The following is a 15,130-nucleotide window of genomic DNA, read 5'->3' as shown; positions in this document are numbered from 1 at the left end:
GCCCGAGGTCAGGAGATCATCCTCGTCCCCCGGGCAGGCGCCGTCGCACGATTCCGGCTCGAGAGGCCACGGCGCCGACTCCGTGCCGAATCCGCTGGTGCCATGGGCGTCCCGGTACTCGACCAGATAGAAGTGCGCCCGCCCCGGCGGCGGAACGGCGGCCGGCGCGAGCGACCCGCCCATCTCCACGAACGACGTCGGCGCGAAAAGTCTCGCCGGCACGCGCACCACGCCCAATGTGATCCGGTTGCCGTCCACCCGAAGGTTTGCGATGTCGCCTGCGATCACGTCGTAGTTCTGGGCGCCGCCGACGGCGTTCCAGTACACGCGCGCCAGCCCCGCGGTGCCGGCCGGCTCGAGACGCAGGCTCAGCGGCTCCGGCCCCTGTCCCTGATCGTGCGGCACCGTGACGACGGCGAGGGAGGAGGTGGTGTTGCCCGAGGCGTCGGTTGCGGCGTAGGTCAGATCGTACGTCCGCCCGGCGCCGGTCCCCGAGCGCTCGGCCCGCAGGAGAAGCTCCGCGTCGGGCACACCGACGTCGGCGCCCACGATGTCGCCCGTCGTCCGGCCGTCTGCGTCTCCGGAGGCGTCGTCCGGCTCGCTGCTCACAACCGAGAGCAGGCGCGCCGTCGCGGCCGGATCGCACCGGTCGCTCGCGTGCCACTCGATGCCGACCGGCACGAGTCGATGATTGGGCGGCCACAGGATGGATGGCGTCGCAGCCAGGGTGAGCGACGGCGCCGTCGTGTCGCGCACTTCGGTCGTCGTCGCGCTCGTGTCGCTGGCCCCCTTGGAATCGGTCACGCGCAGTGTCACCGAGCTGGTCCCGAGCGGCAGCACGACGTTCAGGACCTGTCCGGTCCCCAGGAGCTCGGCCGCCGGCAGGCCGAAATCCCGGAACCACTCGAACGTGACGATGTCACTGTTCGTGCCGGGGCTCGAGTCGAGATCGCTCGAGCCGGATCCGTCGAGGAGGACGACGCCGCCCGCCGGGCTGCCGCATTCGACCGTTGCCGGGGCGGCGATCGACGCGCGCGGCGGCGCGTTCGAGGCGGTGAAGACCATCGTCCGCTCGCCGCGGTAGGTGAAGGGAGCCTCGGCCTGGACCTGCGCCGTATTGCCGTCCGTGAGGCTGATCTCGAGCCGATGCGGCAGCCCTCGTTCAAGCGCGGAGATGTCGATCTGTTCTGGCAGGCCCGACTCGAATGGCACCGCGAGCGCTTGATGCGGGTCCGGCACCGCCAAACGGAGCGCATCGGAGGTGAACGAGAAGACGATCAGATCCACCCCTCCGGAACCCTCGCCGAATGCGCGCGCGCAAACAGGCGCGGGCAGGGCCAACCCCTCGAGCAGCAGGAGCCCCCCGAACGCCGTTTCCGGATGGTCGCACGGACCGGCCGCCAGCTCGAAATCCGGCGCGCCGCCGCCGTGGCACGCCAGGCCCGCGTTGAGATCGAACAGCACCGGCTGCCCCGCGGAGCCGAAGGCGAAGCCGATCCCCCGGTCGGGCTCTCCCGAAGGAAGGTACCCGCCGCCGCAATCGTGGCTGGCGCCGATGTCGGGCAGGGCGATGATCCCCGCCAGGGCGGTGATCAGGACTTGCCCATGCAAGGTCTCCCCCTGAGGGTCCGTTGCTCGGGCCTCCACTGCGATCGTCTCCCCGTCGTCCTGTCGAATCCGGGAAATCACGAGCGTCGGCTGGCAGGCGTTCCCCGAACCGTCGGAGTTCGAGTCCGCCTGGTCCGGATTGGCTGCCGCCGGACAGTTGTCGCAGGCGTCGCCGAGCCGGTCCCCGTCCCGATCGATTTGCGAGCGGTTGTCCATGAGCGGGCAATTGTCCGCCGGGCAGGCGTTCGTGGAGACGTCCGGATCTCCGAAGCCGTCGGCGTCGCCGTCGGTGCAGCGATCGGATTCGTCCGGGATGCCGTCCTGGTCCGCGTCGCCGGAGGGAGGGAGAGTGTTGATGAACAGGATAGTCTCGTGGCCGGGATTCTCGAAATCCGCCTCGTCCGACACCGCGGGCGTCACCCCGTTCGTGACCGAGATGCTGAGGTGGTGAGGCCCCGGCGAAGCCAGGGAAGAGATGTCGATCGCCGACGGGAGAGATCCCTCGAACGGCACGTGCACCGTCGTCATGTAGCTCGTGGTGAAGTAGATCGAATCCTGTGTGATCGATTGCACGGTCAGGTCGATTCTGAGACCGGGGGGGTTCGTGGCGATCAGGCAGACGGGAATCGGAAGCGGGATACCCTCGAGCTGGAGGCTGTAGCTTCCATAGTCTCCAGGCAGATTGCACTCTCCAAAACGCAGGAAGTAGGCCGGATCGAGGTCACCACAGGTCAGCCCGAGGAACGGGGCTCCAAAGGAAAAATCGAACAGAAGCGGAGTGCCGACCGATCCATTGACAAAGCCGATCCCTCCTGGCGCGCCACCCGGAAAATAGCCGTCGAAGCAGGACCTCGTGGAGCCGACATCCTCGAGCCTGACGAGTCGTTCCGGAGTACGCCCCGTGACGTCCACGGCTCCGCTCAGGGGATCGTGGGCAGGATTCCTCAGCCGGACATTCGCCTGCACGTATGACTCCGGACCGGGACCGATGTCCAGGATGACGACGGACGGCTGGCAGGCGTCCCCTGCACCGTCGCCGTTGGAGTCGACCTGTTCCGGATTGCGTCGCTGGGTGCAATTGTCGCACGCATCGCCGAGTCCGTCTCCGTCTGTTTCCGCCTGCCCCGGATTGGCGATAGCGGGGCAGTTGTCGACATCGCCACAGAGAGCGTCACGATCGGCGTCGTTCGCCGCGTCCAGCCGGCACCGATCGCAGGCGTCGCCGCGGCCATCCGCGTCCGCGTCTTCCTGGCCGGCATTCGAGGTGCTCGGGCAGTTATCCACCGGGCAGGTATTGGACGGCAGGAACGGATCTCCGAAGCCATCATGGTCGGTGTCGGTGCAGGGATCATCGGGATCCCTGAGCCCGTCACCGTCGCTGTCCGGGAACGGCCCTCGATTGAACAGGGTCGCGACGCCGACGTGGACTGACACGGCGAGATCCGGCCGTCGATCCGCGTTCAGATTCCCGAGCGCAACGAAAAGCGTTCCGACGCCGGTGGCCAGGCGCGCCTCGGGCGAGAAGGTGCCGTCTCCGATCCCCAGGAGTATCGAGACGTCGGCGGAGTCGTAATTGGAGATCGCGACGTCCTCGTGACGGTCGCCATTCAGGTCTCCGACCACGGCCGACAGTCCACCCTGTCCGATGCCAAACCTGCCAACGAGGCCGAAGTCGCCTCCGCCTTTGCCAAGGAATACCGATAGGTCCGACGAGTTCGCGTTGATCACCGCCAGGTCCCTCACGGCGTCCTCGTTGAAGTCACCCGTCACGACGGCGGTAGGATTCAGGCCGGCCACGAGGGTGACGTGGGGGAGGAACGTGCCGTCGCCGTTGCCCAGGAGCACTCGGACGTCGCCGGAACTGGGCGGTGGAGAGTAGCCATAGTAGGTCCCGAAATCGGCGACCACGAGATCAAGATGGCCGTCGCCATTCAGATCGTCCGCGGTGACCCAGTAGGGGAGACTCCCGACCGCATACTGGCGCGGCGGTGCAAACCCTCCCCGGCCGTCGTCCATGTGCACCATCAGGTGATTCGATCCGGCGTTGACGACAGCGAGATCTTCAGCACCGTCCTGGTCGAAATCCCCCACGGCAAGGCCGAATGGATTCCACCCGGATCTCAGCTGGGTGGGTTCGTCGAAGGTCCCGTCCCCCTTCCCCAGCATGATGGACACGCTCCCCGGATCGTAGAGGCTGCTTCCACCTGCATTCGCCGTGACGAGGTCCCTGCGGCCGTCGCCGTTGAAGTCCCCGCTCGCGATGAGCACCGGATAGGTCTGGTATCCGGTCCTGAACCTCATCTCGCTATCGAACGTCCCGTCGGCATGACCGAGGAGCACCGCTCCGTCGGAATAGGTGCTGGCCACCGCCACATCGAGCCGTCCATCTCCGTCGAAATCATCGAGTGTCGTGGAAGCGGTCGGGCCCAGGTCGAGGAGAAGCCTGGGGTCGTTGAACGTGAAGTCGCCGTTCGAGAGGTACACGAATACGTTGTCGGAAGAAACGTTCGCCACCGCGAGATCGTCCCGTCCATCTCCGTCGAGGTCACCTGCGACGATGCTGACGGGACCATCGCCCGTGAAGAGGGTCGGGGCGTACCCGAACGTGCCATCTCCAAGACCAGGGTGGATGGTCACCCAATCACTCCCCGCATTGGACACGGCGAGGTCCAGTACCCCGTCGCCGTTGAAGTCCCCTGTCGTCGCGAAATAGGGCGCTCCACCGATGCCGAAGATGACATGGGGCGAGCGCGTGAAATGACCGTCGCCACTGCCGACCAGGAACAGGACGATGCCCGAGTTGATGTAGGCGTTATCCCGGAGGATGACGGCCAGATCGGTGTTCCCATCCCGGTTGAAATCGGCTACCTCGAGCGCCAGAGGATTCGAGGGATGGTCGTTCGCCGTGGAATAAGTCGTCGCGGCGCCGAAGGTCCCGTCCCCGTTCCCCAGGAAGATCAGAATCTCTCCGGGGAAATAGTTGATGGCCGCCAGATCCGGGATCGCATCGTTGTTGAAATCCCCTGAGGCGAGGGCGGCTGCGTTCGGAACCACGAGGGTTGCCGGCGCGCCGAAGGTCCCGTCTCCGTTCCCGAGGTGGACTGAGATGTTCGAGTCGTCCCCGAGAACCGCCACGTCGAGGCGGGAGTCGCGGTTGAAATCGACGGCCACGACCTCATCGGGAAACTCGCTCAACGGCTGCCGGGGGAGCCCGACGAATGTTCCGTCCCCCTGTCCCAGGAGCACGGACAGTTCGCGGGAAAAGCGGTTCGTCACGATCAGATCGAGCCGGGAGTCGGCGTTGAAGTCCCCGGCTTCGATCCAGGCAGCGCTCCGTCCGGCCTCGAGTCGCTGGCCGGAATCGAACCTGCCGTCGCCCCGGCCGATCAGAATCTGAACGTGGTTCGGGGTCTGGATGTCAGGAGTGATATCAACCACGGCGAGATCCTTCTTGCCATCTCCGTTGAAATCTCCTGAGGCTATCCCCCACGGCCGCGCCTGAGTGGCGTAGGCGGGATCCCGGAACAGGCCACCAGAATCCGGGGGCTCGCAGGCATCGCCGAAGCCGTCCGAATCCGCGTCCTGCTGATCGGGATTCGGCGTATTCGGACAGTTGTCGGCGGGGCACGCATTCGTCCCGGAGAAGGCGGGATTGCCGAAACCATCGCCGTCCGAATCGACGCACGCGTCGCACGCGTCGCCGCTGGAGTCCAGGTCGGCGTTCCCCTGCGACGGGTTCGCGATCGTGGGACAGTTGTCCACGTCCTGGCAGACGCCGTCGCCGTCCGGATCGTTCTGCGCGTCGAAGGGGCAGCGGTCGCAGGGATCGCCCGCACCATCGTGATCGGCGTCCGCCTGCGCCGGATTGGTGACTGTGCCGCAGTTGTCGTGCGGGCAGGTGTTCGCCGCGAACCCGACATTGCCGAGGCCGTCCCCGTCGGTGTCGGTGCACGAATCGACGGCATCCAGCACGCCGTCGCCATCTGCATCGGCTGCCGGGCCGCGATTGAAGAGGACTGCAACGCCGTAGGCATTGGCGATCGCGAGGTCTGGGGAGCCGTCGTGATCGAAGTCGCCGGCCGCCACGGACCGCGCGTTGTAGAACGTACCGGCGCCGAATTTGGTTTGCGCCAGAAACGTCCCATCGCCTCTTCCCAGGTAGAGGGAAACGTCCCCCCCCATCGTATACACGACATCATCGTTGTTCCCCACCGCAACGTCGGTGTGGCCGTCTTGATTGAAGTCGGCCACCGCGATGCTGGCGGGGTAGACACCCGCTGGCATGATTGTGGGCGGTCCGAAGGACCCGGTTCCAACGTTGAGGAGGATGGCCACGGACCCCGGTGGCGTCGAATAGGGGGGGTTGGATGCGGGATTCCGGTTGGCGACGGCCAGATCCGGGTTCCCGTCCCCGTTGAAGTCGCCCACCCCGAGGGCGGTCGGAGACGACCCCGCAGGGAAGCGGACGCCCGAGCTGAAAGTGAGGGACCCGGTGCCAAAATGGATCGACACGTCGGATCCCAGGGTCACCAGGTCCAGGTGCCCGTCGGTGTTGAAGTCGCCCGCCGCCAAAGCCGACTGGCCTGAGGCGATTGCGGTGGATTTCGGGTGGAATTCGGGCTTGGACGGGTCCGTCTGCGTGTAGATCGCAATCGAAAGTCCGACTGAACCCGACGAGGAGCCCAGGATCGCAAAATCGTCCCGTCCGTCCCCGTTGAAATCCCCGGCCGCCACAGCGGAGGGACTCGCGGAGATCCGGACCTGGGGGCCGAACGCGCCGTCCCCGGCGCCGAGCAGGACCGAAACGTCACTGGGGAAGCCATACCCCACGGCGTTGGCCGTGACGACGTCCTCGTGGCCGTCGCCGTTGAAATCTCCCGCGGCGATTGACCTGGGAAATATGCCGACGCGAGCCGGTGGCGCGAAGTCGAAGTCTCCGCCGAGGCGGTTGAGAATGACTCCTGCCTGTCCGTCCTGAAATGCGTACTGACCGTGCATCGCGGTCGCGATATCGTCCGCCCCGTCGCCGTCGAAATCGCCCGCCGTGAGGGCGTAGGTGCTGCCTTCCCCGACATCCAGTTGCGCGCGTCCCGCGAAGACGGAGGCCGGCGTCCCGAAATAGACGTGCAGCTGGGTCAGACCGGACATCGCGGCCAGATCGAGCCGCCCGTCCCCGTCCAGGTCTCCCAGGGCCAGCGGTGACCCTCCCTCGTATGTCGACAACGTGATGGGAGGATCGAAACTCCCGTCCCCCCGGCCGCGCAGGACGGTCATCTGGCCGGAGGTGACCACGTCCAGCTCTCCGTCCCCGTCGACATCGCCGACGGCGATCGAGGGTGAGGTGGCGGCGGTCGCGAAGGGCGTGGAAGGCCCGAAGGCGCCGTTCCCATCGTTCAGGAACACCGAGATGCCGCTGGAGCCTGTGTTGGCCGACACGATGTCCAGGGAGCCGTCGTCATTGAGGTCGCCCAGCGCGACTCCCTGCGGCGCCTGTCCGCCTTGCAAGAGGTAGGGCCCCCCGAAGGAGCCGTCGCCGACGCCGGCGAGCACGGCGATCGCCGAGCCCCCGGACATCCCGACCACCAGGTCGAGCGTGCCGTTCCGGCCCAGAATACCCGCCGCGATCGAGCGAGGCGCCTGCGGCAACGAGTACCGGACGGGTGGGAAAAAAGTCAGATCGCCCCGGCTCCTATAGGCCGTCAGGTCGAGCGTTCCGGCGTTGGCCACGAAGAGATCGTCGGCCCCGTCCAAATCGGCGTCCGCGGCCAGAACGGCGGAGGGGGCGTCCCCCGAGCCGGATGCCAGGACGACTCTCGGGGAGAAGCTCCCGTCCACGATCCCGGCCAGGACGGAGATCTCCCACGCCGGAGTCGACGGGTTGATGCTGGCCACGACGATATCCAGTCGCCCGTCGCGGTTGAAGTCTCCCAGGCCGGCGGTCACTGTTGCCAGTCCCGCCGGGAACCGCCGCGGGGCCGAGAACGCGCCTTCACCGTCACCCAGGAGGACGGCGACTTCGCTTCCCCCCCGGATCGTTTCGAGGACGTCCAGTCGCCCGTCGCGGTTCAGGTCGGCCATGGCAATCACATCGGAAGAGATCCCGAGGTCGATCCGCAGGGGGGAGAAAAGCGCCCTGGCAAGCACCGGCCGCACCCCTGCCGTGCCCAGCATCACGAGGATGGAGAGCACGAAGCCACGGCCCAGGACGGGGGAAAATCGCCGATTCATGTCCCCTCCGGCCTGCCGACACCCGGCAGGGCAGGGTGACCGAAGCATGTAAGGGGCCCGAAAAGTCTGCGCCCTTATATACCGTGATGGGGGCTCCCAGGAAAGCGAATTTCAGCCGGCATGAGGCTTGACGGGCCCGGGGGCCGGCCGCTACGATTCCTGCGACTTTGTGAATCGAGGCACAAGGTGGCGGGGGCACGGCGACCGGGCACGGGGATTTCCGATCTCACGGCGAAGCGAGTGTCGGTCTACTTGCGATGCCTCGAAGACCTCCAGGCCGACGGGGTCACCACCATCTCCTCCCAGGCCCTGGCTGAAAAATTCGGGCTCAACTCGGCGCAGATTCGCAAGGACCTGGCCTGCTTCGGCGAGTTCGGAGTGCGCGGGGTCGGCTACATGGTGGCCGATCTCAAGGATCAGCTCACGCGGATCCTCGGCCTGACGCGCGATCGCAAGGTGATCATCATCGGGGCGGGGAACCTGGGGATGGCCCTCGCGGACTACGCGGGGTTCAACGGGGGGGGCTTCCGCATCGTCGCGCTGTTCGATAATGATCGAGGCAAGATCGGCGGCCGCTCCCGGGGCGGAGTGCCGGTCCTGGACATGGAGGCGCTTCCCGCCGTGGCGCGGCGCGAGAAGGCGGGGATCGCCCTCCTGGCCGTGCCCGCCGCGGTGGCGCAGAAGGTGCTGGACCGGGTGTGCCGCTCCGGCATCAAGGCGATCCTGAATTTCGCCCCGGCGCAGCTGAGGGCGCGCCCGGGCATCACCCTCAAGGCGGTCGATCTGAAGATTCAGCTCGAGAACCTGGTCTTCCACCTGGCCCGTGCCGAGGAGGCGCGGCGGTGACTCTCCCCCCGGGCGACCGCCTCGATCCGGCGGAGATCCTCGAGCACTATCGCCGCAACCGCGGCCTCCTCGGGATCCAGAGCAAGATCCCGATCAAGGACGAGCACGTCCTGAGCCTGGTCTACACCCCGGGCGTGGCCGAGCCGTGCCTGGCGATCCGCGACGACCCGGAATCGTCGTTCATCTACACCATCCGCGGCAACGCCGTGGCGGTCATCACCGACGGATCGTCGGTCCTGTCGTTCGGGGACGCAGGGCCCTTCGCGGCCGTGCCGGTCATGGAAGGGAAGTGCCTGCTGTTCAAGGCGCTCGCCGGGATCGACGCCCTGCCTCTGTGCGCCAGCGAGCGCGACCCGCGCCGCCTGGCCCGCCTGATCCAGTGCCTGACCCCGACCTTCGGGGGCTTCGCGATCGAGGACATCGCCTCGCCGCGATCGTTCGAGCTGATGGAGATCCTCGACGGCATGAGCGAGGCGGACCTCCCCGTGCCGTTCTTCTTCAACGACATGCAGGGGGCCTGCGCGACGGTCCTGGCGGCGCTCCGGAACGCCCTGAAGCTGGTCGGCAAGGACATCGGCGGGATCCGCGCCGTCATCACGGGGGCCGGCGGCGCCGGCATCACGGTGGCCCGCTTCCTGAGCAAGGCCGGCGTGCCGGAGATCACCCTGTGCGATCGTCACGGCATCGTCTGGGAAGGCCGGCCGGAGGGGATGAACCGGTTCAAGGAGGCCGCCGCCCGCGAGCTGAACCCGGAGAAGCGCCAGGGGTCGGTCGAGGAAGCCCTCAAGGGGGCCGACCTGTTCGTCGGCCTGTCGGCGGCGCGCACGGTGCGGCCGGCGATGATCCGCTCCATGAACAAGAAGCCGATCGTCTTCGCCCTGGCCACGCCCGAGCCGGAGATCGGCGCCGACGAGGCCCGCGCCGCCGGCGCCGCGGTGGTCCTGACGGGAGGGACCAATTACCGGCACGGCCTCAACGTCGCCCTGGCGTTTCCCGGCATCCTGCGCGGGGTGATCGACTCGCGCGCGGCGCGCATCTACGACGAGATGTTGATCGCGGCCGCCGACGCCATCGCCTCCCTCGTGCCGGACAAGGAGCTGAACTACGAGCGCATCGTGCCGCGCGTCCTCGACCTGCGGGTCGGGCCGGCGGTGGCGGGGGCCGTCGCCAACGCGGCCGTGGCGCTCGGCGTGGCGCGCGAGGACGTCGACCCCGACTTCGTGCGCGACCGGACCCGGCACCTGGTCTACGAGGGGGAGTCGGCGCTCGTCGAGCACGGCTTCAGCAGCGAGGAGAAGAGCCTGGGGGACGAGGCGCTCGACCTGCACCGCCGCTACCGCGGCACCATCGAGACCACCGGCAAAATCCCGCTGAAGGACGAGCACACGCTCATGATCATCGCCTCGCCCGGCGTGGCGGTCCCCGTGCGCGAGATCATGAAGTCCCCCCTCAAGGTCTGGGAGTACACCACCAAGGGGAACCTGGTGGCGGTCGTGACCGACGGCTCGGCCGTCCTCGGCCTGGGGAACATCGGCCCGGAGGCGGCGCTCCCGGTGATGGAGGGGAAATGCGTCCTGTTCAAGACGCTGGCGGGCGTCGAGGCGATGCCGATCTGCCTGGGGACGCAGGACACGGAGGAGATCATCTCGATCGTCAAGGCGCTCGAGCCGTCGCTCGGCGGGGTGAACCTGGAGGACATCGCCGCGCCCCGCTGCTTCGAGATCGAGAGGCGCCTGAGGGAGGAGACCGGCATCCCGATCTTCCACGACGACCAGCACGGGACGGCGGTCGTCGTGCTGGTCGGGCTCCTGAACGCCCTGCGCGTGACCGGGCGCGACATCGGCTCGCTGAAGGTCACGGTCAACGGCTCCGGTGCGGCCGGCATCTCCGTGACGCGGCTCATCATGAAGGCGGGGGTGAAAGAGGTCATCCTCTGCGACACCCACGGCATCCTGGTCCCGGGCCGCGAGCACATGAACCCGTCGAAGGAGGCGATCGCCCTGGTCACCAACCCGGAGCGTCTGCGCGGCGGGCTGAACGAGGCCTTGCGCGGCCGGGACCTGTTCATCGGGCTCTCGGGCCCCAACCTCGTCACGCCCGAGATGGTGAAGAGCATGGCGCCGCGGCCGATCATCTTCGCGCTGGCGAACCCGGTGCCGGAGATCGCCCCGGAGGCGGCCCTGGCGGCCGGCGCCGCGGTGGTGGCGACCGGCCGGTCGGACTACAGGAACCAGATCAACAACGCCATCGCCTTCCCGGGAATCTTCCGGGGCGCTCTCGACGTCGCCGCCCGCAACATCAACGACGAGATGAAGATCGCCGCCGCCCACGCCCTGGCCGATCTGGTCCCGGATTACGAGCTGTCGCCCGACTACATCCTGCCGAAGGCGCTCGACTTCCGCGGCGCCCCCGAGGTGGCCGCGGCGGTGGCGCGCGCCGCCCTCGAGACCGGCGAGGCGCAGAGGCGCGTCGACCCCCGTCTCATCCTGGACAACACGCGCGATTACCTGTACGGCGGCACGCTCAGGGCGCTGCCGGGCGAGCCGATCGGCGATCAGCCGGTGCTTCCCCTCAAGCGCTGACGCCCCAGAGGCGCGCGCCGCGCCGTGTGGATTTCCCTGCGTGCTTGTGATAAAACCTCATGCGTTCCTGACATCGCGGAGACCCGCTCTCACCCCTTCTACCGGGAGGCATCATGGACACGGTCCTGGCCAAAGAGACCCTCAATCCGTTCGAGATCGCCCAGCAGCAGTTCGACAGCGCGGCCGAGCAGCTGAAGCTCGAGTCGTGGCTGCGCGAGGTCCTGCGGCGGCCGAAGCGCCAGCTGATCGTGTCGATCCCCACCAAGATGGACGACGGGTCGATCCGGGTGTTCGAGGGGTACCGGGTGCAGCACAACCTGGCCCGCGGTCCCGCCAAGGGGGGCATCCGCTACCACCCCAGCGTCACCCTGGACGAGGTGAAGGCGCTGGCCTCCTGGATGACCTGGAAGTGCGCCACGGTCAACATCCCGTACGGTGGCGGCAAGGGGGGGGTGATCTGCGACCCCAAGCACATGTCGCTGCGCGAGCTCGAGAACATGACCCGCCGCTACGCCTCCGAGATCAGCATCATCATCGGCCCCGAGCGCGACATCCCGGCCCCCGACGTCTACACCAACCCCCAGACGATGGCCTGGATCATGGACACCTACTCGATGACGGTCGGCGCGACCCAGCTGGGGGTCGTGACCGGCAAGCCCCTGCAGATCGGCGGCTCCCAGGGGCGTGGCGAGGCGACGGCGCGCGGCGTGCAGTTCGTGACGCGCGAGGCCTGCCGCGAGAGGTCAATCTCCCTGAAGGGGGCGAAGGTGGCCGTGCAGGGGTTCGGCAATGCCGGCAGCGTGGCGGCGCGCCTCCTGAGCGAGGACGGTGCCTCGATCATCGCCGTCTCCGACAGCAGCGGCGGCATCCTGAACTCGAAGGGCCTCAACATCACCGCGGTCCTGGCGCACAAGGAGAGCACCGGCTCCCTGCGCGGCTTCCGCGAGGCCGATTCGATCAGCAACGAGAAGCTCCTCGAGCTCGAATGCGACATCCTGGTGCCGGCCGCCCTCGAGAACCAGATCACCCTGGCGAACGCCTCCCGCATCCGGGCCAAGATCGTCGCCGAGGCGGCCAACGGTCCGACGACACCGGGCGCCGACGAGATCCTGCACAAGAACGGCGTCTTCCTGATCCCGGACATCCTGGCGAACGCCGGTGGGGTGACGGTGTCCTACTTCGAGTGGGTGCAGTCGCTCCAGGCGTTTTTCTGGGAGGAGGCCCAGGTCAACCATCACCTCGAGAAAGTCATGACCCGCGCCTTCAACGAAGTCCTGACGATCGCGAAGAAGTTCAACGTGCACATGCGCGACGCCGCCTACATTCTGGCGGTCGGCCGCGTCGCCGAGGCGACGCGCATCCGCGGCATCTACCCGTAGGACGCGGAGGCGGAGTGCGCGTCCTTGCGGCCTGCTCGATCGCCATCCTTCTGGGCGCCGGCGCCACCGCGACGGCGGTGGAGCGCCAGGTCCCCATGCAGAGGGTCCTCCCGACCGAGAGCAACCCCAGCTTCCAGGTCCCTGTCTACGCGCCGCAGCCCGCGCAAGGAACCGAGGGGAAGCCGGCGCGCCCGGCGATGCCGGTCATCTTCTATGCCGGCGAATGGGGCTGGCGGCCGTTGCAGCAGGACACGGCGTCCAGCCTGGCCGCCTCGGGACGGTACGTCCTGGGAATCGATTCTCCCGACTACTTCAACCGCAAGATCGAGCCGGCGACCCTCGCATCCGAGTTCGAGCGCTTCAGGGCGTTCCTCAACGAGCGGGCGGGGAGGCCGAAGGAGGCGCCTGTCATCCTGGTCGGCTTCGCGGCCGGGGCCGAGATCGTCCCCTACATCCTGAACCGGGTCGACCCCGCGGGCGTTCGCGGCGCCGTCCTCATCGCCCCGGACAAGAAAGGGGCCTACGTGTTCCGGGTCTCGATGCAGCTCCGGTTGGACAGCCCGCCGGACGAGGTGTTCGACGTCGAGGCCGAGCTGCGCAGGATGGCGCCGATCCCCGTCGTCATGATCGAGGGGACGCTCGACCCCCACTCCGAGGCGAAGGCCCTGAGCGCCGTCCCGCGGGGTCCCCACAAGTACGCCCCGATCGTCGGGGGGGACCGCCAGTTCAAGGAAGTCCGCGAGAGTTTCTTCCGCCTGCTCGACGACTCCCTGCGCTGGATCGACGGCCTGACCGCCCCCTTCCCCGGCCGGCCGCCCGGCCCTGAACCGGCCCCCGGCGCCACCGCGGCGCCGCCCGCGCCGTCAGGGGTCGACCCACAGTAGACATAGGACGCCTCGATAGGCGTCCGTCCCACGCCGGCATGCACCGGACGCGGATTCGACTCCCGCTGCCTCCACCATTCCACTTGACCACCTGAAAAACAATGCTCCAGACTTTCCTCAAATCTCGCCATACCAATGGCCAGGAGTCCCGCGTGCCGATTTGGCAAGCGGGGGCGACTCGATGCTCGAAGCCTATCGGCTCCTTCTGCCTGTGCGCGGATTTCGCTCGAAGCTCTGCGGCGCCCCTGGTACGACCCAATCAGTATCTACGCTTTGAGTTCGCCGGGGCGCCGGGATACCGGGTCTGCAAGTCCAGGCGTCAGATCACCATGTGAGCCGTATGTAGCCAGGCTGGCCCGGTTGGTAGGCATCACCACCTCTTCCGGTGAGACTGCCGTTGGGACAGAATTGGGCGCCGTAGGCCACACCTCCAGAAAAGGACTGACCTGAAAAGCCGCCGTGACTGATCATCGCGGCTGGGTCGGCATCCCCGCCGTGTCCAGGCGTGAATACGGTACCTTCCCGTCCACCTGCGGCGAAAACCAGAATCAGACTCGGCTGGTCTGCATCGAACATCATGCTCCTATGCCCGTCTGCTGCGAACGACGAACCGGTTACGTCGGAGCCTCTCCCACCGCCACCCACGGAGATGTGGTAGACGTGCCCCGGGGTCACCGCCACAACGCTGCGGGTGTAAGCTGCTCCGCCACCACCGGTCGTATCGCCCCCGCCCCCGCCACCCCACATCTCAACCAGGGCATGCGTCACACCGGTCGGAGCCGCCCAGGTAACGTCAAAGGAGGCCGCATTCCCGGGATTGGTAAATTCCTGGGTTCCGTGCAAGCCGGAAGCCTGGGACTGAAGATCGGCTATCTGCTGTTGGATCGTGGCTATCTGGTCTGCAGTGGCTCCGGGCGGGCCCTGAGGCCCGGGATCGCCCTTGTCGCCCTTGGGTCCCTGATCTCCGGCGGGGCCAATGCCTCCGGGTACACCTTGAAGGCCCTGAAGACCGGGATCGCCTTTATCGCCCTTGTCGCCCTTCGGTCCCTGAGGTCCGGGAGGGCCGACGGTCAATAGCGGCAGCAATGTGACGCTCAGATCGGTGGTGCCGGAATCGATGAGGACGGTACGTGAGTCGGGATTCCAGCCGGAGTTGGGGATCGAAACGACGACGGTGTGGCTGCCCACCGGCACGCTGATACTCATGGGCGTGTTCTTGCCGGTGTCAGCGCCATCAATCGAAACCTTCGCTCCCGACGGAAACGAAGTGACCTTGAGCAGGCCGTTGGCGGACTGCGCGTGAAGTTGGACTGGCAGCGATGCCAGCAAGACCGCAACAACAAGGCCGATATCCCAGTTCCAACCTTTCGCGGATGTTCTCATGTGATCCTCCTCATCTCAGAACGTGCGTGACACAAGGCGTCAGACTTAGGCAGGAAGGCGCACCGCGCCCCCTCCTGGCGGATTGCTCGGGAACTCCGAGCTCAGGCGTGAATTTTGGCGGGTAACTTCAACGACTGCAACGGGCAAGAGCGGGATGAGCGCTAATGAGCGCCTCGCCGCGACTGGAAATACAAGCCTCATCGGAAGGGGGAAATGCTGG

General features: G+C 67.2%; 6 protein-coding genes. 4 read left to right on the top strand and 2 right to left on the bottom strand.

The annotated features are described in order from the left end of the window. On the bottom strand, positions 1-7,836 hold a 7,836-nt coding region (locus tag VGV60_18765; protein HEV8703320.1), incomplete at its 3' end, for an FG-GAP-like repeat-containing protein. Between the two features lie 186 nt (positions 7,837-8,022). Between VGV60_18765 and VGV60_18760 the strand changes: the two genes are divergently transcribed. The 4 genes from VGV60_18760 (at position 8,023) to VGV60_18745 (ending at position 13,527) form a co-directional block, all read left to right on the top strand. Then, positions 8,023-8,682, top strand: a complete 660-nt coding sequence (locus tag VGV60_18760) for a redox-sensing transcriptional repressor Rex (GenBank protein ID HEV8703319.1) — start codon at positions 8,023-8,025, stop codon at positions 8,680-8,682. Further along, a complete protein-coding gene (locus VGV60_18755) occupies positions 8,679-11,264 on the top strand; it encodes a malic enzyme-like NAD(P)-binding protein (protein ID HEV8703318.1) in 2,586 nt (861 codons plus the stop codon). The genes VGV60_18760 and VGV60_18755 overlap by 4 nt, the downstream gene beginning before the upstream one ends. A 113-nt stretch (positions 11,265-11,377) precedes the next feature. Then, positions 11,378-12,643: a Glu/Leu/Phe/Val dehydrogenase gene (locus tag VGV60_18750; GenBank protein ID HEV8703317.1), complete on the top strand. Its 1,266-nt coding sequence runs from the start codon at positions 11,378-11,380 to the stop codon at positions 12,641-12,643. Between the two features lie 14 nt (positions 12,644-12,657). After that, positions 12,658-13,527, top strand: a complete 870-nt coding sequence (locus VGV60_18745) for an AcvB/VirJ family lysyl-phosphatidylglycerol hydrolase (GenBank protein HEV8703316.1) — start codon at positions 12,658-12,660, stop codon at positions 13,525-13,527. A gap of 324 nt (positions 13,528-13,851) precedes the next feature. On the opposite strand, the gene VGV60_18740 is transcribed toward VGV60_18745, so the two are convergent. Further along, a complete protein-coding gene (locus tag VGV60_18740; protein ID HEV8703315.1) occupies positions 13,852-14,910 on the bottom strand; it encodes a PEGA domain-containing protein in 1,059 nt (352 codons plus the stop codon). Positions 14,911-15,130 lie beyond the last annotated feature (220 nt).

Source organism: Candidatus Polarisedimenticolia bacterium (genome assembly GCA_036001465.1).
Taxonomy (GTDB): domain Bacteria; phylum Acidobacteriota; class Polarisedimenticolia; order Gp22-AA2; family Gp22-AA2; genus Gp22-AA3.
This window is presented reverse-complemented; position numbering and strand designations above follow the sequence as displayed.

Bases quoted from the DNA above. Each gene is read 5' to 3' on its own strand.
- VGV60_18750 (HEV8703317.1), top strand. From the start codon at position 11,378: ATGGACACGGTCCTGGCCAAAGAGACCCTCAATCCGTTCGAGATCGCC.
- VGV60_18740 (HEV8703315.1), bottom strand. From the start codon at position 14,910: ATGAGAACATCCGCGAAAGGTTGGAACTGGGATATCGGCCTTGTTGTT.